The sequence below is a fragment of the Stenotrophomonas sp. STEN008 genome (genome assembly GCF_056760435.1).
The window spans coordinates 1-21,496 of record NZ_JBRRET010000044.1 but is presented as its reverse complement, the minus strand read 5'-3'; the positions used below and the strand labels follow the sequence as shown (position 1 = coordinate 21,496).

Genomic DNA, 21,496 nt, shown 5'->3' with positions numbered 1-21,496 from the left:
TTGTATGCAACTATAACACCGGCACGCCGACGTGCAACCCCCGACATGACCCAACTGATGGCAGGGGGTGTCATGGCACAGACGCAATTCTGCAAGCCATTGATTTGAATGCGGAATGATGCCCGGCGGGCGCAGGCCGTCGCGTCGCTTCCATTCAGCTGCGTCCATGCTATGTCAAGCACCGGCCAGCTTCTGGCCCCGGCTGCGTTGCCGCCAATCCGCGCAAAGCGCCGGGGCGGTCGCGCGGCCGGGTGCCCCCGGGGCCGGTGCTATAGTTCGGCCGATTCCCGGCCGCCACCGGCCGGGCCCTGTGAATGGCCACCGCGGACCGCTCCGATGCCCCTGCCGACCGTCTTCCCGCGCCGCCTGCGCGGTCTTTCCCTGCTGACCCTGCTGGCCGGGCTGGCCCTTCCCGGCCTCACCCTGGCCGCCGATCTGCTGGATGTGGACTACCGGCCCCTGGCCGGCAAGCAGCAGATCAACCTGCAGCAGCGCTATCACGGCCAGGTGCTGCTGGTGGTCAATACCGCCAGCAAGTGCGGGTACACGCCGCAGTACGAAGGCCTGGAAGCGCTGCAGCAGCGCTATGCACGCCGCGGGTTCGCGGTCCTCGGCTTCCCGTCCAACGATTTCAAGGGCCAGGAACCCGGTGACGAAGCGCAGATCCAGGAATTCTGCACGCTGACCTATGGCGTGAAGTTCCCGATGTTCGAGAAGGTCCACGTGGTCGGCGCGCAGGCCACCCCGCTGTACCAGCGCCTGACCGCGGCAACCGGCGTGGCGCCGGGCTGGAACTTCCACAAGTACCTGGTCGGCCGCGACGGCAGGGTCATCGCCCAGTTCGCCAGCAAGGTCACGCCGGATGATCCGCAGCTGATCGCGGCCATCGACAAGGCACTGGCCGCGCCCGCCGCCACGCGTTGATATCCGGCACGGATGCCTCGACATCGACGGCATGCGTGCGACAATGCTTCTTTTCGCGCCGACGTCGGCGCCCAGTCACTTCCAGGAATGCAGCGAATGAAGATGGGAATGCGCGGCGCAGCGGCGTCGGTTCTGATTCTGGCGATGGGCACTTCGGGTGTCGCTCTGTCGCAACAACCGGCGGCCCCCGCAGCCGCCAAGGAGACCGCAACCTTGAATTCCCCCAAGCAGAAGCTCGGTTACGCCATCGGCCTGGATGTCGCCAAGTCGTTCACCCCGATCGCCGATGAAATCGACGTCGCTGCCCTGCGCACGGCCGTGGAGCGTTCGTTCGAAGGCCTGCAGCCGCAGATCACCCAGGAGCAGGCCAAGGCCACCGATGCCGCCCTGCGCCAGGTCGTGATGGCCCGCAGCGGCCAGCAGGTGCCGGGCGTTGCGCCGGGCTCGCAGCCGCCGAAGGTCGATCGGGTGAAGGTCGCACAGATGATCGGTTCCTACTCGGTGGGTCCGTCGCTGGCACAGCTGAAGGACGACATTGACGTTGCGTCGCTGTTTGACGCAATCAGCACTGGTCTGAGCAAGGGCCAGCCGAAGATGACCGAGGCTGACGCCACGGCCACCATCCAGGCGTTCATGGGCACCAAGCAGGCCGAAATGCAGGCCAAGGCCGCCCAGGCTGCACAGACCAACCGTCAGGAAGGCAATGCATTCCTGGCCAAGAACAAGACCCAGCCGGGCGTGGTGACCACGGCCTCGGGGCTGCAGTACCAGGTGATCCGCCCGGGCAGCGGCGAGCGTCCGCTGCCGACCAGCAAGGTGCGCGTGAACTACGAAGGCAAGCTGCTCGACGGCACCGTCTTTGACAGCTCCGCCAGCCGTGGCCCGGCCGAGTTCGGCCTGGACCAGGTGATCAAGGGCTGGACTGAAGGCGTCGCGCTGATGCCGGTCGGCTCCAAGTACCGCTTCTGGATCCCGGGCGAGCTGGCCTACGGTGAGAACGGCACCCCGGGCGGCCCGATCGGTCCGAACGCCACGCTGACCTTCGACGTCGAACTGCTGGGCGTCCTGCCGTAAGCCACCACGGAGCCTGCACGGACATGCGCGTTGCGATTTTCGGTACCGGTTACGTCGGCCTGGTGACGGGCACCTGCCTGGCCGATGTCGGCCACCAGGTGATCTGCGTCGATATCGACCAGGGCAAGGTCGATGGCCTGAACCAGGGCATCATCCCGATCTATGAGCCGGGCCTGGAGCCGATGGTGAAGGCCAACCACGCTGCGGCGCGGCTGGCGTTCACCACTGATGCGGCCGCGGCGATCGCGCATGGCCAGGTGGTGTTCATCGCCGTGGGGACGCCGCCGGACGAGGATGGCAGCGCCGACCTGCAGTACGTGCTGGCCGTGGCCCGCACCATCGGCCGGCACATGAGCGTGCCGACCGTGGTGGTCAACAAGTCGACGGTGCCGGTCGGCACCGCCGACAAGGTCCGTGCAGCGATCACCGACGAACTCGCGGCGCGCGGCGCCGACATCGCCTTCGATGTGGTCTCCAACCCGGAGTTCCTGAAGGAAGGCGACGCGGTCGCCGACTGCATGCGACCGGACCGCATCATCATCGGTGCCACCAGCGACGAGTCGGTGGCGGTGATGCGTCGCCTGTATGCACCGTTCAACCGCAACCACGACCGCGTGGTGGAGATGGACGTACGCTCGGCCGAGCTGACCAAGTACGCCGCCAACGCGATGCTGGCGACCAAGATTTCGTTCATGAACGAGATTGCCAACATTGCCGAGCGTGTCGGCGCCGACGTCGAGCAGGTCCGCCAGGGGATCGGCTCGGACCCGCGCATCGGCTGGCATTTCATCTATCCGGGCGCCGGTTACGGTGGCTCGTGTTTCCCCAAGGATGTGCAGGCGCTGGCCCGCACCGCCCAGCAGAGCGGCCTGGAGCCGAAGCTGCTGAACGCGGTGGAAGCGGTCAACGATGCGCAGAAGGGCCACCTGTTCGCCCTGGTCCAGCGCCACTACGACAAGGGCGAGGACGAGGGCGTGCGCGGCAGGACGTTCGCCGTGTGGGGGCTGGCCTTCAAGCCGAATACCGACGACATGCGCGAGGCCTCCAGCCGCCGCCTGCTGGCGCAGCTGTGGGAGGGTGGGGCGACCGTACGTGCGTTCGACCCCGAAGCCATGCACGAAGCGCAGCGCATCTTCGGTGAGCGCGATGATCTGGTGTTCTGTGACAGCGCCGATGACGCGCTGCAGGGCGCCGATGCGTTGATCGTGGTGACCGAATGGAAGCAGTTCCGCAGCCCTGATTTTTCGATGCTGCGCGAACGGCTGAAGGACGCGGTCGTGTTCGACGGCCGCAACCTGTACGACCCCGCCGAGGTCGAAGCGGCGGGCCTGGCGTACTACGGCATCGGCCGGGGGCGTTCACTGCATGTCTGAGCTGCCGACCGAACGCGAGCAGGCGCTGGAAGCGCGCCTGGTCGAGCTGGAGATGCGTGTGTCCTTCCAGGAACACGCGCTGGCCGAACTGAGCGACGCACTGGCCGATGCCCGGATGCAGGGCACCCGCAACGCCGATGTGCTGCGCGTGCTGCTGGAAGACCTGGGCAAGGTCCGCAACGCACTGAATTCCTCCGATCCGGCGAGCGAACCGCCGCCGCCGCACTACTGATCCATACCCTTATCTATGAGCGATACCCTCCGCGACCAGTTGCTGGGCCTGGGCTTCAAGCCCGCGCCCAAGCCCGAGCGCAAGAATGATGGCCCCCGCCGTGATGGCCGCCCGCAGGGCAAGGGCGGCAACGGCAATGGAAAGCCACAGGGCGCAGGCAAGGGCGAGCACACGCCCGGTGAGCGTCGCGGTCCCGGTGGTGCGCCGGGCAAGCCGGGGCAGCACCGTGGACAGGGCCCGCGCAGGCCGCGCAGTGCCGAGGAGATGGATCTGGCCAAGGCCTATGCCATCCGTGCCCAGAAGGAGAAGGAAGAGCGCATCGAAGCCGAGCGCCTGAAGCAGGAGGAAGCGCGCCAGCGCCGCGAGGCGAAGGCGAAGCTGGAAGAACTGCTGAAGGACAAGGGCCTGAATGACGAGGCGGCCGACATCGCGCGGCACTTCCCGTATGGCGGCAAGATCAAGCGGATCTATGTCACCGCGGCACAGCTGACCGCGCTCAATGCCGGCGAGCTGGGCGTGGTGCAGCTCAATGGCCGCTATCTGCTGGTCACCGCCGAGGTGCTGAACCAGGCCGAAGCCGTGTTCGCGGCCTCGGTGGCGCTGAAGGTCGATCCGGATGCCCCGGCCGAGGACGATCCCTACGCCGATCCGCAGTACCAGGTGCCGGATGACCTGGTCTGGTAAGCCTGCACCGCAGTGATCGGAAACGCCGGGCAATGCCCGGCGTTGCTGTTTCTGCGCGGTCTATTCGGGATCGTAGTCGAGGTTGGATGCGAGCCAGCGCTCGGCCTGGGCGCGATCCACGCCCTTGCGCCGCGCGTAGTCGCCCACCTGTTCGCGGCTGAGGCGGCCGACCACGAAGTACTGGCTCTGTGGATGGCTGAAGTAGTAGCCGGAGACGGCCGCGGTGGGCAGCATCGCGAAGCTCTCGGTCAGCGTCATGCCCGCGTTGGCTTCCGCCTGCAGCAGATCGAACAGGCGGCGCTTCTCGCTGTGCTCCGGGCACGCTGGATAGCCGGGGGCGGGCCGGATGCCGCGATACTTCTCGTCGATCAGCGCATCGTTGTCCAGCGCTTCGGTGCGGTCATAGCCCCAGAACTCGGTGCGCACCCGCTGGTGCAGGCGTTCGGCCAGTGCTTCGGCGAAGCGGTCGGCCAGGGCCTTGAGCAGGATCGCGTTGTAATCGTCGTGCTCGGCTTCAAAGCGCGCGACATGGGCATCGATGCCGATACCGGCGGTGACCGCGAACGCACCGATCCAGTCCTGTCGCCCGCTGTCGGCCGGTGCGATGAAATCGGCCAGGCAGAAGTCGGGGCGCTCGGCCGGCTTGTCGACCTGCTGGCGCAGGAAGTGCAGGGTGGTCTCGCCCTGTGGGTGCTGCACGCGGACATCGTCACCGACACTGTTGGCCGGCCACAGGCCGAACACTGCCTTGGCGGTCAGCCACTTCTCCGCGACGATGCGCGCCAGCATCGCCCGGGCGTCGCGGTACAGCTCGCTGGCCTGGGTGCCGACGATCTCGTCAGTGAGGATGGCCGGAAACTTGCCAGCCAGTTCCCAGGCCTGGAAGAACGGCGTCCAGTCGATGTAATCGACCAGTTCCGACAGGGGATAGTCATCGAACACATGCAGGCCGGGCTGGTTCGGAACCGGGGGCACATAACTGTCCCAGCCGCCCTGGAATTTCTGGCCGCGCGCGTGCTCCAGCGAGACCAGCCGCTTGGCATCGCCACGGTTGCGGTGACGGGCGCGGATCTCGGCGTAGTCGGCTTCATTGGCAGCAACGAAGCCCGCGCGCAGGTCGCGCGAGATCAGCGACTGGGCCACGCCCACCGCGCGCGAGGCATCTTTCACCCACACCGTAGGGGCATGGTAGTGCGGGTCGATCTTCAACGCCGTGTGCGCGCGCGAGGTGGTGGCACCGCCGATCAGCAATGGCAGGTCGAATCCCTGGCGCTGCATCTCGCGGGCGACATGGCTCATTTCCTCCAGTGACGGCGTGATCAGCCCGGACAGGCCGATCAGGTCGGCCTTGTGCTCGCGGGCCGCATCGAGAATCTTCTGCGCCGGCACCATCACGCCCAGATCGACCACCTCGAAGTTGTTGCAGGCAAGGACCACGCCGACGATGTTCTTGCCGATGTCGTGCACATCGCCTTTCACGGTGGCCATGATGATGCGGCCGTTGCTCTTGGCGGTGTCACCGCTGCGGGCCTTCTCCGCCTCGATATAGGGCAGCAGGTAGGCCACCGCCTTTTTCATCACGCGGGCCGACTTCACCACCTGCGGCAGGAACATCTTGCCGGCACCGAACAGGTCGCCGACGACGTTCATGCCATCCATCAACGGCCCTTCGATCACGTCCAGTGGACGGCTGGAGGCCTGCCGTGCCAGTTCGGTGTCCTCTTCCACGAACGCATCCAGCCCGTGCACCAGGGCGTGGGCCAGACGCTGCTCGACCGGCTTGGCGCGCCAGGCCATGTCTTCGCTTTTCACCTTGCCCTTGCTGCCCTTGTAGCGTTCGGCAATCTCCAGCAGGCGCTCGGTGGCGTCGGGGCGGCGGTTGAGGATCACGTCCTCCACGCGCTCGCGCAGGTCCGGCTCCAGTTCGTCATAGATCGGCATGGCACCGGCGTTGACGATGCCCATGTCCATGCCGGCGGCGATGGCGTGGTACAGGAAGACCGAATGGATCGCCTGGCGCACCGTTTCGTTGCCACGGAACGAGAACGACACGTTGGAAACGCCGCCGGAGACGTGGCAGTGCGGCAGGGTCTGCTTGATGATGCGCGTGGCTTCGATGAAGTCCACCGCGTAGTTGTCGTGCTCCTCGATGCCGGTGGCGACAGCGAAGATGTTCGGGTCGAAGATGATGTCCTGTGGCGGGAAGCCGATCTCATCGACCAGAATGCGGTAGGCGCGCGTACAGATCTCGACCTTGCGCGCACAGGTGTCGGCCTGGCCGCTTTCGTCGAACGCCATCACCACCGCTGCCGCGCCGTAACGCAGCACCTTGCGCGCGTGTTCGCGGAACAGGGCCTCGCCTTCCTTCAGCGAGATCGAATTGACCACGCTCTTGCCCTGCAGGCATTTCAGGCCGGCTTCGATCACGCTCCATTTGGACGAGTCGACCATCACCGGAATGCGGGCGATGTCGGGCTCGGACATGATCAGGTTGAGGTAGCGGGTCATCGCCGCCTCGGAGTCGATCAGGCCCTCGTCCATGTTGACGTCGAGGATCTGCGCGCCACTGGCCACTTGTTGCCGGGCCACGTCCACGGCCTCCTCGTAGCGGCCTTCCTTGATCAGCTTGCGGAACTGCGCGCTGCCGGTGACGTTGGTGCGCTCGCCGACGTTGACGAACAGCAGGTCCGGGGTGATGACCAGCGGTTCCAGGCCGGACAGGCGGGTGGGGCGGACAGGCGTCATGGCAGGCAGTGGCTCAGCAACGGCAGGGCGGGAAGTGCGGAACGGTGGCGGCGACGTTCATGCCGCCTGGTCCTGGCGGTCCGGCAGGACACGCGGTGGCAGGCCGGCCACCGCCTGGGCGATGGCACGGATGTGGTCGGGGGTGGACCCGCAGCAGCCGCCGACCAGGTTGAGCAGGCCATCGCGGGCGAAACCGCGCAGGGTCGCCGCCATTTCTTCGGGGGTCTCGTCATACTCGCCGAAGGCATTGGGCAGGCCGGCATTGGGATGCGCGCTGACATGGCAGTCGGCAACCTGCGACAGCGTTTCGACATGCGGGCGCATCGCATCGGCACCCAGCGCGCAGTTCAGGCCGATCGACAGGGGCCGCGCGTGTGCCAGCGAGGCGTGGAAGGCTTCGGCGGTCTGGCCGGACAGGGTGCGGCCGGAGGCATCGGTGATCGTGCCGGAGATCATCACCGGCAGGCGCGCACCGCGCGCATCGAAGGCTTCCTCCACCGCATACAGCGCCGCCTTGGCGTTGAGCGTGTCGAAGATGGTTTCGACCATGAGGGTGTCCGCGCCGCCGTCGATCAGGCCATCGATGGCTTCGCGGTAGGTGTCGCGCAGCTCATCGAAACTGGTGTTGCGGAAGCCCGGATCGTTGACGTCGGGACTGATCGATGCGGTGCGGCTGGTGGGGCCAAGCACGCCGATCACGAAGCGCGGCTTGCCGGGCGTGGTGGCTTCAACGGCATCGCAGCAGGCGCGGGCCACGGCGGCGCCGGCCTTGTTCAGTTCGTACACCAGATGCTCGAGGTGGTAGTCGGCCTGGCTGACCGAGGTGGCGTTGAAGGTATTGGTTTCCACCAGGTCCGCGCCGGCTTCCAGGTAGGCGGTGTGGATGTCGGCGATGACCTGCGGCCGGGTGAGCAGCAACAGGTCGTTGTTGCCCTTCAGATCGTGGCCCTGCGGCGCGGCGTGGTCGCAGCCCGGCCCGTGCAGGTGATCGTAGCCATCGGCGAAACGCTCACCGCGGTAGTCGCCTTCCTGCAGGCCATGGCGCTGGATCATCGTGCCCATCGCTCCGTCGATGATCAGGATCCGCTCGCGCAGCGCGCCCAGCAGGGCATTGGCACGTTCGGGGTGCAACCAGGGCAGGACGGGCATGATGATTCCGGACTCAGGGCTTGTTGGCGATCAGCGAGATCACTTCGAAGTGCGGCGGCCGCTTCTCGCGGGTGACCGTCTCCAGGCTGGAAACCTGCAGGCCGGCCTTGTCGACGAACTTCTTCAGTTCCTTGTCGCTGAAGCCCAGGTTGACGTGACCATAGGCTTCCACCGCTGCCTTGTGTTCGTGGCGCGCCAGGCTGCACAGCAGCAGGCGGCCGCCCGGGCGCAGCACGCGCGCGGCTTCGGTGACGGCCTGCGCCGGCTTGCTGGCATAGGTCAGTGCGTGCATCAGCACCACCAGGTCGAAGCTGCGGTCCTTGAAGGGCAGGGCATGCATGTCACCCTCGCGCACTTCCACATTGGGCAGGCGGCGCAGGCGTTCACTGGCAGCGGCCACCACGCGCGCGCTGGTGTCGATGCAGATGTAGCGCTTGGCATGCGGTGCCACCAGTTCGGCCAGCACGCCGTCGCCGGACGCGATATCGAGCACGTCGCCGGTTTCCAGCAGGGGCAGGGCGGTACGCGCCAGCGCCTCCCAGGTGCGGCCCGGAGAATAGTGACGTTCCATGTCGCCGGCCACGCTGTCGGCCCAGTTCTGGTCCGCGGCGCGGCTGGCCAGCACGGCGGCGACCCGTTCAGCGTCCTGTCGCAGCAGTGGATCGTCGCTTCCGTTGCTCAAGGCATGCCACAATGCGCGCTGCGCCGGATCCAGCTGCGCTTCGTCGAAGCGGTAGTAGGCCGACACGCCGGCGCGGCGGTCGCGGACCAGGCCCGCTTCCTTCAGGCGCGCCAGGTGAGTGGACACGCGCGGCTGGGCCAGCCGGGTGATCGCCGAAAGCTCGGCCACGGTCAGCTCTTCCTGCTCCAGCAGCGCCAGCAGGCGCACCCGCGTCGCATCGGCGAACACCTTCAGGCGGGTTGACCAGTCTTCCAGATCCATGAATATCTACCTATCGCGATATAGAGATATATTCGCTGGATCGGCCGCCGTGGTCAAGTCGGTGGCGTATGGAAACTCCCCGGGCCCCGGTACAATCGGCACACCTGGGCGCGCGCTGCGCGGCCATAACCTCATGTACCCGGGAGGGTGTTGTGGATTTCAGCTTTACTGAAGAGCAGTTGATGCTGCAGGACGTGGCGCGGCGCATCGCGCAGGAGAAGATCGCCCCGAGCGCGGAGCGCCATGACCGTACCGGCGAGTTCCCGCTGGAGAACATCCGCCTGCTGGGCGAGAACGGCCTGATGGGCATCGAGGTACCGACCGAATACGGCGGTGCCGGCATGGACCCGATCGCGTATGTGCTGGCGATGGTGGAGGTCGCCGCCGGCGACGCGGCCCATTCGACCATCATGTCGGTCAACAATTCGCTGTTCTGCAACGGCATCCTGACCCACGGCAGCGAGGAGCAGAAGCAGAAGTACGTGCGCGCCATCGCGGAGGGCGAGGCCATCGGTGCATTCGCCCTGACCGAGCCGCAGTCCGGTTCGGATGCGACCGCCATGCGTTGCCGCGCGGTCAAGCAGGCCGACGGCACCTACGTCATCAATGGCAAGAAGAGCTGGATCACCTCCGGCCCGGTGGCCCGGTACATCGTGTTGTTCGCGATGAGCGAGCCGGACAAGGGCGCGCGTGGCATCACGGCTTTCCTGGTCGACACCGAAAAGGCCGGCTTCGGCCGTGGCAAGACCGAGCCGAAGCTGGGCATCCGTGCCTCGGCGACCTGCGAGATCGAATTCAACGATTACGTCGCCCAGCCGGAAGAGGTGCTGGGCCAGGAGGGCGAGGGCTTCAAGATCGCCATGGGCGTGCTCGATGCCGGGCGCATCGGCATCGCATCGCAGGCCATCGGCATCGCCCGTGCCGCTTATGAAGCGACGCTGGAGTATGTGAAGGAGCGCAAGGCGTTTGGCGCGCCGATCGGTACTTTCCAGATGACCCAGGCCAAGATCGCCGACATGAAGTGCAAGCTGGACGCAGCCCTGCTGCTGACGCTGCGCGCGGCATGGGTGAAGGGCCAGGGCAAGCGTTTCAGCAATGAAGCGGCCATCGCCAAGCTGACGGCGTCCGAAGCGGCGATGTGGATCACCCACCAGGCCGTGCAGATCCATGGTGGCATGGGCTACTCCAAGGAAATGCCGCTGGAGCGCTACTTCCGCGATGCCAAGATCACCGAGATCTACGAGGGCACCTCGGAGATCCAGCGCCTGGTGATCGCCCGCAACGAGACCGGGCTGCGCTGAGTCGAAACGGCTGCGCCGCTGCAACAGCGGCGCAGCCGGTAGATCCATGCCCTGCATGCACGGGCCTGTTGGTCGGGCGATGCCGATCTGTTCCAATGCAGGGCCTTTTTTACAGGTTCTGCAGAGATGATCTATCGAGGTTGGGGAATCCTGACACTGGTGACGCCGATCGCAGCGATCCTGCTGCTGGCTTACCTCTTCCCGCACGATGGCCCCCGGGGCAACATCCCGCTGCCCCAGGTGCTGCTGGGGGCAGGCATTGGTGCAACCGTGAACGTGCTGCTGGGCTTGTGGCTCAACCGTACTCCCCGGCAGAAAGGGGAAACTGCGCCCCACCACTTCTTCTTCGTACCCATGCAATGGGCCGCGCTGGTTCTGCTGGCGGTGTGCGTGGCGGTCGCGCTGCTGCGCTGATCTGCTCTGGCATCCCCCCCGCGATAAACAAAAAAGGCCCCGGATCGCTCCGGGGCCTTTTCGTTGCAGCGCAGGGTGGATCAGCGATCCGGACGATGCGCTGCTTCGCCCTCACGCTGGCGGCTGAGGAATTCCTTCGACGGCTCGTCCAGCTTGTCGCCGAGCATGCGCCGCACGACCACGAAGAAGACCGGGATCATCAGCAGGCCGAGCAGGGTGGCGAACAGCATACCGCCGATCACGCCGGTACCGATGGCGTGACGGGAGTTGGCGCCGGCGCCGCTGGAGATCGCCATCGGGATCACGCCCATGATGAACGCGAAGGACGTCATCAGGATCGGGCGGAAGCGCAGGCGTGCCGCCTCGATGGTGGCATCGCGCAGGTTCTTGCCCGCCGCACGCTGCTCCACCGCGAACTCCACGATCAGGATCGCATTCTTCGCCGCCAGGCCGATAACGGTGATGAGGCCGATCTTGAAGAACAGGTCGTTCGGCAGGCCACGCATCATCGACAGGCCGATGGCACCGAGCACGCCCAGTGGCACCACCAGCAGCACCGCCACCGGGATCGACCAGCTTTCATACAGCGCCGCCAGGCACAGGAACACCACCACGATGGACAGCACCAGCAGCAGCGTCGCTGCGTTGCCGGCCAGGATTTCCTGGTAGGACATGCCCGACCAGTCGTAGCCGAAGCCGGCCGGCAGGTCGTTGTTGACGATGCTCTCCATGGTCTGCATCGCCTCACCCGAGCTGGTGCCCGGCGCCTGCGAGCCGACGATGTTGATCGCCGAATAGCCGTTGTAGCGGCTCAGTGACGGCGATGCGGACACCCATTCGGACTTGACCACGGTGCTCAGCGGGATCATCGCGTTGGTGCCGTCGGCGTTGGTGGTCAGGCTGGAGGGGCTGTAGAAGCTCTTCAGCGACTCCTGGCCGGTGCGGTACGGGCCATCGGCCTGCATGGTCACGCGCTTGATGCGGCCTTCGTAGAAGAAGTCGTTGACGTACACCGGCGCCAGCATCAGCTGGATGGTGCTGTACACGTCCGACACCGACATGCCCATCGACTGCGCCTGCACGCGATCCACGTGCAGCTGCAGCTGCGGAGCGTTCTCCAGGCCGTTCGGACGCACGCCAACCAGTGCTTCAGGCTTCTGCGCCGCCTGGCCAAGCAGGATGTTGCGGGCCTGCGTCAGCTGCTCGTAGCCGGCACCACTGCGGTCCTGCAGCCACATGTCGAAGCCACCGAACTGGCCCAGGCCCTGCACTGTCGGCAGGTTGACCACGAAGATCTGCGCTTCCTTGATGCCGTAGAACGCGCCGTTCATGTTCTGGATGAACTCCGGCGCGGTGAACTCGCGCTCTTCCCACGGCTTCAGGCGGATGAAGCCCATGCCCACGTTCTCGCCGGAACCGACGAAGCTGAAGCCGGCCACCTGCAGCATGCCTTCAAAGCCATCCTGCTTTTCCAGAATGCCGCGCATCTGCGCGAACACCTCGTTGGTCTGGCCCTTGGTCGAGCCCGGGGGCAGCTGCACGATCGCCAGCGCATAGCCCTGGTCTTCTTCCGGCAGGAAGCTGCCCGGCATGCGCGTGAACAGGAAGCCGCACAGCGCGGTCAGTACCACGAACAGGATCATCCAGCGCGGGGCATGGCGCACCGCCGAGGTGATGTGGCCCACGTAGGTGTGGCTGATCTTGTCGTAGTACTTGTTGAAGGTGCGGTAGACGATGTTCGGGTTGTCGTTGTGCGTCGGCTTCAGGAAGGTCGCGCACAGCGCCGGGGTGAAGCCCAGCGCCAGGAAGGCCGAGAACGCCATCGAGATGGCGATGGTCAGCGCGAACTGCTTGTAGATTTCGCCGGCGGCACCGCCCTGCAGTGCGGACGGGATGAACACCGCTGCCAGCACGACGGTGATCGCCACCACCGCGCCGGTGATCTGGGTCATCGCCTTCTGCGTGGCCGGCTTCGGCGCCAGGCCTTCCTCGCTCATGATGCGTTCGACGTTCTCGATCACCACGATGGCGTCGTCGACCACGATGCCGATCGCCAGCACCATCGCGAACAGGGTCAGCTGGTTGATCGTGAATCCGATCATCCACATGCCCAGGAAGGTACCCAGCAGGGCGACCGGGATGACCAGGGTCGGGATCAGGGTGGCGCGGAAGTTCTGCAGGAAGATCAGCATCACCAGGAACACCAGCAGCACCGCTTCGAACAGCGTCTTGACCACTTCCTGGATCGAGATCTTGACGAAGGTCGTGCTGTCGTACGGCGAGAACCAGGTCACGCCGGCCGGGAAGCTGGGCTGCAGTTCGTCCATCTTGGCGCGCACCGCATCGGCCACGTTCAGGGCGTTTGCGCCCGGCAGCAGCTGGATGGCGAAGGCACCGGTCGGCTTGCCGTTGTACTGGGTGTCGAAGCCGTAGTTGTTGGCACCGAAGGCGACGCGGGCGATGTCCTTGAGCAGCACGCGCGAGCCATCGGCATTGGCGCGCAGGATGATGTTCTCGAACTCCTGCGGCGAGCTGAAACGTCCCTCAGCCGACACGGTGGCGGTGAAGTGCTGGCCTTCCGGCGACGGGTCCGAGCCCAGCGCACCGGCGGCGAACTGCACGTTCTGCGCACGTACGGCAGCCAGGACCTGACTGGCCGAGAGACCATAACCCTGCATCTTCTCCGGGTTCAGCCAGATGTTCATGGCGTACTCGGAACCGAACTGCTGGGTGCTGCCGACGCCGGGAATGCGCGAGACCTGGTCGAGCACGCGCGAACCGACGATGTCGTTCAGCGCGTCACGGTTGATCGCCGCCGTATCCGACTGCAGGGCCACGACCATCAGGAAGCCGGCATTGGCCTTGGCCACCACCACGCCCTGCTGGGTCACCTCCGACGGCAGTCGTGGCGTCGCCAGCGACACCTTGTTCTGCACCTGCACCTGGGCGATGTCCGGATCGGTACCGGTCTCGAAGGTGAGGGTGATCTGCGCGCGGCCATTGGACGAGGACGAAGAGCTGAAGTACAGCAGGTGATCGATACCGGTCAGCTGCTGCTCGATCACCTGGGTGACCGATTTTTCGGTGGTGTCCGCGCTGGCGCCCGGATAGGTGGCCGAGACGGTCACCTGTGGCGGAGCGATGTTGGGATAGGACTCCACGCCCAGGTTGAGGATCGCGATCACGCCGCTGAGCGAGATCAGGATCGCTACCACCCAGGCGAAGACTGGATGTTCGATGAAAAATTTAGGCATGACGGAAGGTTCCCGTTACTGCTTGTTCGAGTCGGTGGCGGCCGGCGCGGCCTTGTCGGCTGCGTCGGTCTGGGCCGGAGCCTTGTCGGCGGCAGCGGCGGGTGCGGCCGGGCCGGCACCGCCGGCCGCGGGCTTGCCGGCGGCGTCCTGCCCCGGGGTCCAGGGCTTGGCGACGGCCGGGCTGCCTTCCTTGACCTTCTGCACGCCGGCCACGATCACCTTGTCGCCGGCGGCCAGGCCATCGCTGACCAGCCAGTTGCCGCCCTGTGCGCCTTCGGTCTTGACGTTCTTGCGCGCCACCTTGCCATCGGCACCGACCACCATCACGTAGCCGCCCGTGGTGTCGCGCAGCAGCGCCTGCTGCGGCACCAGGTAGGCATTGTTGCGCTCGCCGAGGTTGGCCTGGAAGCTGACGAAGGCTCCCGGCAGCAGGATCTGCTGCGGATTGGGCAGCAGCGCACGCAGCGACACCGCGCCGGTGGCCGGGTCGACCGTAGTCGAGGAGAAGTCGAGGGTTCCCGGCTCGCTGTAGGTGCTGCCATCGGCCAGCTTCACGTTGACGGTGGCCTTGCCGTCGCCGGCCAGGGCCAGGGCGCCCTTGGCCTGCTGCGCGCGCAGCTGGGTCAGCTCGTCCACGCTGAGCGAGAAGTTGACGTACAGCGGATCGAGCTGGTCAACGGTGGTCAGCAGGGTCACGTCGCCCTGGCCGACCAGTGCGCCCTCGGTCACCTGCTGCTTGTTGGCCACGCCGCTGATCGGCGCGGTCACTTCGGCGTAGCCCAGGTTGATCCGCGAGGAGGTCACCGCCGCTTCGGCCTGCTTGACCGCGGCCAGCGCAGTGCGCTCGGCCGATTCGGCGTTGTCCAGGTCGGACTTGGAGACGAACTGCTGCGGTGCCAGCGAGCGGGCACGATCGGCCGCCACCTTGGCGTTGGCGTAGGTGGCGCGCGCCGACGCCAGCTGGGCCTCGGACGCGTTCAGCGAGGCGCGCAGCGGTGCCGGGTCGATCAGGAACAGGGTCTGCCCCTGCTTGACCTGGGAGCCTTCCTGGTAGACGCGCTTGAGCAGCACGCCCGGCACGCGTGCGCGGACATCGGCACTGCGGAACGGCGACAGGCGGCCGACCAGCTCGCGCTGCAGCGGCAGGGTCTGCGGCTTCGCATCGATCACGCCCACCTCCGGCGGCGGGGGTGTCTGCTGTTCCGGTTTCTTGCAGGCAGCCAGCGCGACAGCAACGGCGCACGTCAAGGCAAGGGTGCGGAGTGGGGCGGTCATCAGGAGGAACTCCGGGGTTGGTTTGTAGACGGGGCCGGCGACGGTTGCGGCGCAAACGCGCGCAGGAAGCTGTCGACGGAGAACTCTGCCCAGCGCCGACGCAGGAGCGCGTCATCACGATGGGGGGTATGGAAGCGCTGTTTGTCGAAATCCTGACCGGCGATCATGCTCAGCAGCAGTTCGGCCATGAAGTGCGGGTCGTCATGCCGGAGCAGGCCACGCCTGCAAACGGTTTCAATCCATTCAGAAAGATGAAGTGTCAGCGCGCCAGCACCATGCCGGTACAGCGCCCGGGCCTCTTCGGGGAACTGGGCGGCATCTGCAGCGATCAGCCGGCAGGCCTGGCCGACATGCGGTTGGTTGAAATGCTCCAGGAAGTCGATGGCGAACTGCAACAGGCTGGCACGCAGGTCGTCACTGCGGAGTGCACGCAGCATTGCCCCCGTCGCGTGTCCCACATGCCGCTGCATCACCCGCCGCAGCAGTTCCTGCTTGCTGCCATAGCGCGAGTACAGGGTCTGCTTGGAGCAGCCGGCCTGCTGGGCCACCGCATCCATGCTCATCTGCATGCCCTGCCGGGCCAGCAGTTCGCGCACGGCATCGAACACGCGCTCATCGCGCGCATCGAGGGCAACGGGGAAGTAGGCCGGGTTCACGCGGTGGACTATACCGTCCAGTTCAGGATTGTGGAATCGAAACGACGTTCCCGCGTGTGTCTTCCGGTAACACGCTTTGCCGATCCTGTCGGCAAGGCGGCCGCCCCCCGCTCGCTCCGTACCTGGGCGAACTGAATAGGCGTCTAAACCGCAGCAAACCCGAATCTGCTTATTCCGTCCTGCAGCAAGGCCTTTTCGCGCGGGAGGGCTACAATTTCATTTTCCCAACTGAGCAAGCGCATCGCTCTGCCATGAAACCGCAAAAAACCGCAGCCAAGACCGTGAAAAACAAGACCAAACCAGCTGAGTCGGAGGTCGCAGTGACCGCTGGTTTCTCCCTGGAGCCGGTATACACGGCCTTGCGCAAGCGTTACCCGGCGGCCGCCCAGGCCGAAGCAGTGGCGTTTGCCGCTGACTTCTACAAGCGCATGGAGGCGGACGAGTTCCCGCACCACAGCGCTGAAGAGTGGGCCGCGCTCGCGGCCGAGACGCTGGAGTTCGCCCGTGCCCGCAAGGCCGGCAAGGCCAACGTGCGCGTGTTCAATCCGACGGTGAAGGCGAACGGTTGGGAATCGCCGCACACCGTGCTGCAGATCATCAACGACGACATGCCGTTCCTGGTCGACACCGTGACCATGTCACTGGCCGAACAGGGCGTGGGCGTGCACGTGCTCGGCCACCCGGTGCTGCGCTTCACCCGCGACAAGGCCGGCAAGCTGGTCAAGGTCGGCGAGGGCGAGGCCGAATCGGTGATGCTGCTGGAGATCGACCGCCAGCCGGCCGATGCCATGGCCGCCATCGAGCAGGCCATCGGCAAGGCGCTGGACGAAGTGCGGGCGATCGTGCGCGATTGGCAGCCGATGAAGGACAAGGCACTGGCACTGGCCGACGATCTGGGCAGCCGTGCGCTGCCGGTCGACGATGCCTCGCGCAGGGAAGCGCAGGAGTTCCTGCGCTGGGCCGCCGACAACCACTTCACCTTCTTCGGCTACCGCGAGTACCGCGTCGAGAAGCAGGGCAAGGAAGACGTGCTGGCGCCGCTGAACGAGACCGGCCTGGGCCTGATGCGCGGCAAGGACAAGTCCGCCGCACGCCCGGTCAAGACGCTCGCCGCCCAGGGCCTCAACGCCACGTCGGGGCTGAAGGACGCGCTGATCCTGACCAAGACCAATGCGCGCTCCCGCGTGCACCGCGCCGGCTACATGGACTACATCGGCGTGCTGGAATTCGACGCCAAGGGCAGGATCATCGGCGAGCAGCGCTTCCTCGGCCTGTTCACTTCCAGTGCCTACAACCGCCGCCCGTGGGAAATCCCGCTGGTGCGCCAGCGCCACGAATACGTGATGAAGCAGTCCGGCCTGGCCGCGTCCAGCCACAGCGGCAAGGCCCTGCGCCACATCCTGGAAACCCTGCCGCGCGAAGAACTGTTCCAGTCCAGCGAGGACGAACTGTTCCGCACCGCGATGGGCGTTCTGGGCCTGCAGGAGCGCGTGCGCAGCCGCCTGTTCCTGCGCCGTGACAAGTACAGCCGCTTCATCTCCGCGCTGGTCTACCTGCCGCGCGAGCGCTTCAACACCGACGTGCGCCTGCGCATCGAGGCGATGCTGAAGGAAGCGCTGCATGGCGAGTACGTCGACAGCTCGGTGGTGCTGGGTGAATCGCCGCTGGCGCAGGTGCATCTGATCGTGCGCCCGAAGCCCGGCGAGATGCTTGACGTGGATACCGCCGAACTGGAGCGCAAGCTCGCCCAGGTGCTGCGCAACTGGCAGGACGACCTGCGCGAAGCGCTGGTGGCCCGTCATGGCGAAAGCGAAGGCCTGCGCATCGCGGCCCGCATCGGCAAGGCACTGCCGGCCGGCTACATCGAAGACAACAGCACCGCAGTTGCCGCCAACGACGTCAGCCAGCTCGACGCGCTGACCGGTCCGGACGATCTGCGCCTGAGCCTGCAGGCGGTGCCGCGCGAAAGCGGCGATGGCCTGCGCCTGAAGCTGTACCGCCAGCTGGACGACATTCCGCTGTCCGACGCGCTGCCGATGATGGAGAACATGGGCCTGCGCGTGATCGCCGAGCGTCCGTACCGCCTGTCGGTCGACAACGCCCCGGTATACGTGCAGGACTTCGAGGTCGAATCGACGGCCGGTGCGATCGATGCCGCCAGCGTCGACGAAGCATTCGGCGAAACCTTTGCCCGCGTCTGGCACGGTGATGCCGAGAACGATGGCTTCAACCGCCTGGTGCTGGCCGCCGGCCTGCACTGGCGCCAGGTCGCCATGCTGCGCGGCTACTGCAAGTATCTGCTGCAGACCGGCGTGCCGTTCTCGCAGGCGTACGTGGAAGGCACGTTCGCCCGCTATCCGCTGCTGGCGCGCCTGCTGGTCGAACTGTTCGAAGCGCGCTTCGATCCGGCCACCGGCCACGAGAGCAAGGACGACATCGCGGCCGGCCAGACCCAGCTGAAGGCCCACTTCGATGTGCTGGCCGCCGGCGACGAGGCCACCCTGAAGGTGCTCAAGACTGTGGTCGATGCCCGCAAGGGTGACCGCGACGCGCAGATGCAGGCCGCGCGCGATGCGCTGCTGAAGCTGATGGACCGCGTGTCGAGCCTGGACGAAGACCGCATCCTGCGTTCGTTCATGGGCGTGATCGATGCCACCCTGCGTACCAGCTACTACCAGACCGACGCCAATGGCCAGCACGGCCATGTGATCAGCTTCAAGTTCGACTCGGCGCTGGTGCCGGACCTGCCTAAGCCGCGTCCGTACCGCGAGATCTTCGTCTACGGTCCGCGCGTGGAAGGTACCCACCTGCGCTTCGGCGCGGTGGCCCGTGGCGGCCTGCGCTGGTCGGACCGTCGCGAAGACTTCCGTACCGAAGTGCTGGGTCTGGTCAAGGCGCAGATGGTCAAGAACACCGTCATCGTGCCGGTCGGTGCGAAGGGCGGCTTCTTCGCCAAGACCCCGCCGGTGAACGGCGACCGCGACGCGATCTTCGCCAACGGCGTGGCCTGCTACAAGCTGTTCATCCAGGGCCTGCTGGACATCACCGACAATATCGTCAACAACAAAGTCGTGCCGCCGGTGGATGTCGTGCGGCACGACATGGACGATCCGTACCTGGTGGTGGCCGCCGACAAGGGCACGGCGACCTTCTCCGATATCGCCAACGGCCTGGCCATCGCGCACGGCTTCTGGATGGGCGATGCGTTCGCCTCCGGTGGTTCGGTGGGGTACGACCACAAGGGCATGGGCATCACCGCGCGCGGTGCATGGGAGTCGGTCAAGCGCCACTTCCGTGCGCTTGGCCGTGACAGCCAGAGCCAGGACTTCACCGCGGTCGGCGTCGGCGACATGTCCGGCGATGTGTTCGGCAACGGCATGCTGCTGTCGCGCCACATCCGTCTCGTCGCGGCATTCGACCACCGCCATATCTTCCTTGACCCGAACCCGGACGCGGCGACCTCGTTCGTCGAGCGCGAGCGCATGTTCACCGTGCCGCGTTCAAGCTGGGCAGACTACGACGCCAAGCTGATCAGCAAGGGCGGCGGCGTGTACCCGCGCAGCCTGAAGTCGATCGAGATCACCCCCCAGGTGCGTGAAGCGCTGGGCCTGGACGAGAACGTCAAGGCGCTGTCGCCGAACGACCTGATGAGCGCGATCCTGAAGGCACCGGTGGACCTGCTGTGGAACGGCGGCATCGGCACCTACGTGAAGGCCGCCAGCGAGCAGCACAGCGATGTCGGCGACCGTGCCAACAACGCACTGCGCGTGAACGGTGGCGAGCTGCGCTGCAAGGTGGTGGGCGAGGGCGGCAACCTCGGCATGACCCAGCTGGGCCGTATCGAGGCCGCGCAGGCCGGCGTGCTGCTCAACACGGACTTCATCGACAACTCGGCCGGCGTGGATACGTCGGACCATGAAGTCAACATCAAGATCCTGCTCAATGATGTGGTGCGGGCGAAGAAGCTGACGGTCGACCAGCGCAACAAGCTGCTGGCCTCGATGACCGATGAAGTCGCCGACCTGGTGCTCAACGACAACTATCGCCAGAACCAGGCGCTGAGCCTCATGGAGCGGATGGCGGTCAAGCGCCTGGGTTCCAAGCAGCACTTCATCCGCACCCTGGAACAGCAGGGGCTGCTGGATCGGCAGATCGAGTTCCTGCCATCCGATGCCGAGCTGTCCCAGCGCAAGGCGCGCGGCCAGGGCCTGACCCGTCCGGAGCTGTCGGTGCTGCTGTCCTACTCCAAGCTGGTGGCGTTCAACCAGCTGCTGGAGTCGGATATTCCGGAAGATCCGTACCTCTCCAAGGAGCTGCTGCGCTACTTCCCCACGCCGCTGCAGAAGAAGTACGCCGATGCGATGGAGCGTCACCGCCTGAAGCGCGAGATCATCGCCACGGCGGTGACCAACCAGACCATCAACCGCATGGGCGCAACGTTCCTGATGCGCATGCAGGAAGACACCGGCCGCTCCATCGCCGAGGTCGCCAAGGCCTACACCATCAGCCGCGAGACGCTGGATGCGCGCGCGCTGTGGGCGCAGATCGACGCCCTCGACGGCAAGGTGCCGGAGTCGGTGCAGATCGACGCGCTGGAGGTGATCTGGAAGCTGCAGCGTTCGTTCGTGCGCTGGCTGCTGTCGCGTCCGGGTGCGATGCCGGGCATCACTGAAGCGGTCAACCGCTATCAGGGCCCGTTCAACGACATCCGTGTCGCGTCGGGTGTGCTGCCGGACTCGCAGCGTCCGACCTACGAGGCGCTGGTGGCCGAGTGGAAGGAGAAGGGCCTGCCGTCCGCGCTGGCACAGCAGCTGTCCGAGCTGCACTTCCTGGAACCGGCGTTCGACATCATCGAACTGGCCCGTACCCGCAAGCTGAAGCCGGTGGACGTGTCCAAGGTGCACTTCCGCCTGGGCGATGCCCTCCAGCTGCCGTGGCTGTTCGAGCAGGTCGATGCACTGGAAGTCAACGGCCGTTGGCATGCGGTGGCACGCGGCGTGCTGCGCGACGAGCTGGCCGCCAACCATCGCAACCTGGCCGGTCAGGTACTCGCCACCAAGGGCGGCAGTGCCGAGGCCAAGGTGGCTGCATGGATGGGCCGCGATGACAACAGCCTGCGCTTCACCCTGGCAATGCTGGCGGAACTGGCCGAGCAGAAGACCCTGGACTACCCGACCGTCTCGGTCGCGGTCCAGCGCCTGGGCCAGCTGGCCGCACACGGTGCGTGACTGATGTAGTGCCGGGCCACGCCCGGCCTGCGTGAAACGGAGCGGCCCCGCAAAAGCGGGGCCGTTCTGTTTCTGGCCACTGAGGATTCGCCGGGGGGGGGGCCCCGCGCCCCCCGGGGGGGGGGGGGGGGGGCGCCCTTGGTGTTATGGCCCCAAATCGGGTGCCCCCCCCCCCCCGGGGTCCGCCGGGGGCCCGGCTACACTGCGGCACGTTCTTTCGCAGCTTGCATCATGGCCTTGCAGA

At 66.2% G+C, this 21,496-nt stretch carries 14 protein-coding genes; 8 read left to right on the top strand and 6 right to left on the bottom strand.

The genetic code is table 11. The features are described from left to right. Positions 1-336 precede the first annotated feature (336 nt). From ACVOME_RS16405 to ACVOME_RS16385, 5 genes are all read left to right on the top strand, one after another. Positions 337-924, top strand: a complete 588-nt coding sequence (locus tag ACVOME_RS16405; RefSeq protein ID WP_481505291.1) for a glutathione peroxidase — start codon at positions 337-339, stop codon at positions 922-924. 96 nt (positions 925-1,020) lie between these two features. Beyond that, entirely contained in the window at positions 1,021-1,998 is a 978-nt protein-coding gene (locus ACVOME_RS16400; protein ID WP_065182910.1) for an FKBP-type peptidyl-prolyl cis-trans isomerase N-terminal domain-containing protein, read from the top strand. A gap of 23 nt (positions 1,999-2,021) precedes the next feature. Beyond that, entirely contained in the window at positions 2,022-3,371 is a 1,350-nt protein-coding gene (locus ACVOME_RS16395) for a UDP-glucose dehydrogenase family protein (protein WP_053515400.1), read from the top strand. Next, positions 3,364-3,603: a SlyX family protein gene (locus ACVOME_RS16390; RefSeq protein ID WP_053515402.1), complete on the top strand. Its 240-nt coding sequence runs from the start codon at positions 3,364-3,366 to the stop codon at positions 3,601-3,603. Before ACVOME_RS16395 ends, ACVOME_RS16390 begins: the two co-directional genes overlap by 8 nt. A gap of 15 nt (positions 3,604-3,618) precedes the next feature. Beyond that, positions 3,619-4,287 (top strand): DUF2058 domain-containing protein, encoded by a 669-nt coding sequence (locus ACVOME_RS16385; RefSeq protein ID WP_053515404.1) that lies wholly within the window; start codon positions 3,619-3,621, stop codon positions 4,285-4,287. 60 nt (positions 4,288-4,347) lie between these two features. Here ACVOME_RS16385 and metH read toward each other — a convergent pair whose 3' ends face one another. The 3 genes from metH to ACVOME_RS16370 are packed head-to-tail and all read right to left on the bottom strand — an operon-like array spanning position 4,348 to position 9,124. After that, positions 4,348-7,032, bottom strand: coding sequence for a methionine synthase (gene metH, locus ACVOME_RS16380; RefSeq protein WP_481505290.1), 2,685 nt, complete (start codon positions 7,030-7,032; stop codon positions 4,348-4,350). A gap of 57 nt (positions 7,033-7,089) precedes the next feature. Next, complete coding sequence (locus ACVOME_RS16375) at positions 7,090-8,181, bottom strand: homocysteine S-methyltransferase family protein (protein ID WP_065176054.1); 1,092 nt, start codon at positions 8,179-8,181, stop codon at positions 7,090-7,092. 13 nt (positions 8,182-8,194) lie between these two features. After that, positions 8,195-9,124, bottom strand: a complete 930-nt coding sequence (locus tag ACVOME_RS16370) for an ArsR/SmtB family transcription factor (protein ID WP_053515410.1) — start codon at positions 9,122-9,124, stop codon at positions 8,195-8,197. Positions 9,125-9,249: 125 nt separating this feature from the next. On the opposite strand from ACVOME_RS16370, the gene ACVOME_RS16365 reads away from it, so the two are divergent. Both ACVOME_RS16365 and ACVOME_RS16360 read left to right on the top strand, forming a co-directional pair. Further along, positions 9,250-10,425 (top strand): acyl-CoA dehydrogenase family protein, encoded by a 1,176-nt coding sequence (locus tag ACVOME_RS16365; protein ID WP_481505292.1) that lies wholly within the window; start codon positions 9,250-9,252, stop codon positions 10,423-10,425. A gap of 126 nt (positions 10,426-10,551) precedes the next feature. Then, positions 10,552-10,839: a hypothetical protein gene (locus ACVOME_RS16360; protein ID WP_053515414.1), complete on the top strand. Its 288-nt coding sequence runs from the start codon at positions 10,552-10,554 to the stop codon at positions 10,837-10,839. An 80-nt stretch (positions 10,840-10,919) separates the two neighbouring features. Here ACVOME_RS16360 and ACVOME_RS16355 read toward each other — a convergent pair whose 3' ends face one another. The 3 genes from ACVOME_RS16355 to ACVOME_RS16345 are packed head-to-tail and all read right to left on the bottom strand — an operon-like array spanning position 10,920 to position 16,024. Continuing rightward, a complete protein-coding gene (locus tag ACVOME_RS16355; RefSeq protein ID WP_053515416.1) occupies positions 10,920-14,093 on the bottom strand; it encodes a multidrug efflux RND transporter permease subunit in 3,174 nt (1,057 codons plus the stop codon). 15 nt (positions 14,094-14,108) lie between these two features. Then, positions 14,109-15,368, bottom strand: a complete 1,260-nt coding sequence (locus ACVOME_RS16350; RefSeq protein WP_053515418.1) for an efflux RND transporter periplasmic adaptor subunit — start codon at positions 15,366-15,368, stop codon at positions 14,109-14,111. Continuing rightward, positions 15,368-16,024: a TetR/AcrR family transcriptional regulator gene (locus ACVOME_RS16345; RefSeq protein WP_053515419.1), complete on the bottom strand. Its 657-nt coding sequence runs from the start codon at positions 16,022-16,024 to the stop codon at positions 15,368-15,370. The genes ACVOME_RS16350 and ACVOME_RS16345 overlap by 1 nt, the downstream gene beginning before the upstream one ends. 251 nt (positions 16,025-16,275) lie before the next feature. Here ACVOME_RS16345 and ACVOME_RS16340 point away from each other — a divergent pair, with 251 nt between their 5' ends. Beyond that, positions 16,276-21,252 carry an NAD-glutamate dehydrogenase gene (locus ACVOME_RS16340; protein WP_481505289.1) on the top strand — a complete coding sequence of 1,659 codons (4,977 nt, stop codon included), beginning with the start codon at positions 16,276-16,278 and terminating at the stop codon, positions 21,250-21,252. Positions 21,253-21,496 lie beyond the last annotated feature (244 nt).

What these genes read in the sequence shown, in the direction of transcription:
- ACVOME_RS16340 (WP_481505289.1), top strand. Translation starts at nt 16,276, where the DNA reads ATGAAACCGCAAAAAACCGCAGCCAAGACCGTGAAAAACAAGACCAAA.
- ACVOME_RS16355 (WP_053515416.1), bottom strand. Translation starts at nt 14,093, where the DNA reads ATGCCTAAATTTTTCATCGAACATCCAGTCTTCGCCTGGGTGGTAGCG.
- ACVOME_RS16360 (WP_053515414.1), top strand. Translation starts at nt 10,552, where the DNA reads ATGATCTATCGAGGTTGGGGAATCCTGACACTGGTGACGCCGATCGCA.
- ACVOME_RS16400 (WP_065182910.1), top strand. Translation starts at nt 1,021, where the DNA reads ATGAAGATGGGAATGCGCGGCGCAGCGGCGTCGGTTCTGATTCTGGCG.
- ACVOME_RS16370 (WP_053515410.1), bottom strand. Translation starts at nt 9,124, where the DNA reads ATGGATCTGGAAGACTGGTCAACCCGCCTGAAGGTGTTCGCCGATGCG.
- ACVOME_RS16395 (WP_053515400.1), top strand. Translation starts at nt 2,022, where the DNA reads ATGCGCGTTGCGATTTTCGGTACCGGTTACGTCGGCCTGGTGACGGGC.
- ACVOME_RS16385 (WP_053515404.1), top strand. Translation starts at nt 3,619, where the DNA reads ATGAGCGATACCCTCCGCGACCAGTTGCTGGGCCTGGGCTTCAAGCCC.
- metH (WP_481505290.1), bottom strand. Translation starts at nt 7,032, where the DNA reads ATGACGCCTGTCCGCCCCACCCGCCTGTCCGGCCTGGAACCGCTGGTC.
- ACVOME_RS16405 (WP_481505291.1), top strand. Translation starts at nt 337, where the DNA reads ATGCCCCTGCCGACCGTCTTCCCGCGCCGCCTGCGCGGTCTTTCCCTG.
- ACVOME_RS16350 (WP_053515418.1), bottom strand. Translation starts at nt 15,368, where the DNA reads ATGACCGCCCCACTCCGCACCCTTGCCTTGACGTGCGCCGTTGCTGTC.
- ACVOME_RS16390 (WP_053515402.1), top strand. Translation starts at nt 3,364, where the DNA reads ATGTCTGAGCTGCCGACCGAACGCGAGCAGGCGCTGGAAGCGCGCCTG.
- ACVOME_RS16375 (WP_065176054.1), bottom strand. Translation starts at nt 8,181, where the DNA reads ATGCCCGTCCTGCCCTGGTTGCACCCCGAACGTGCCAATGCCCTGCTG.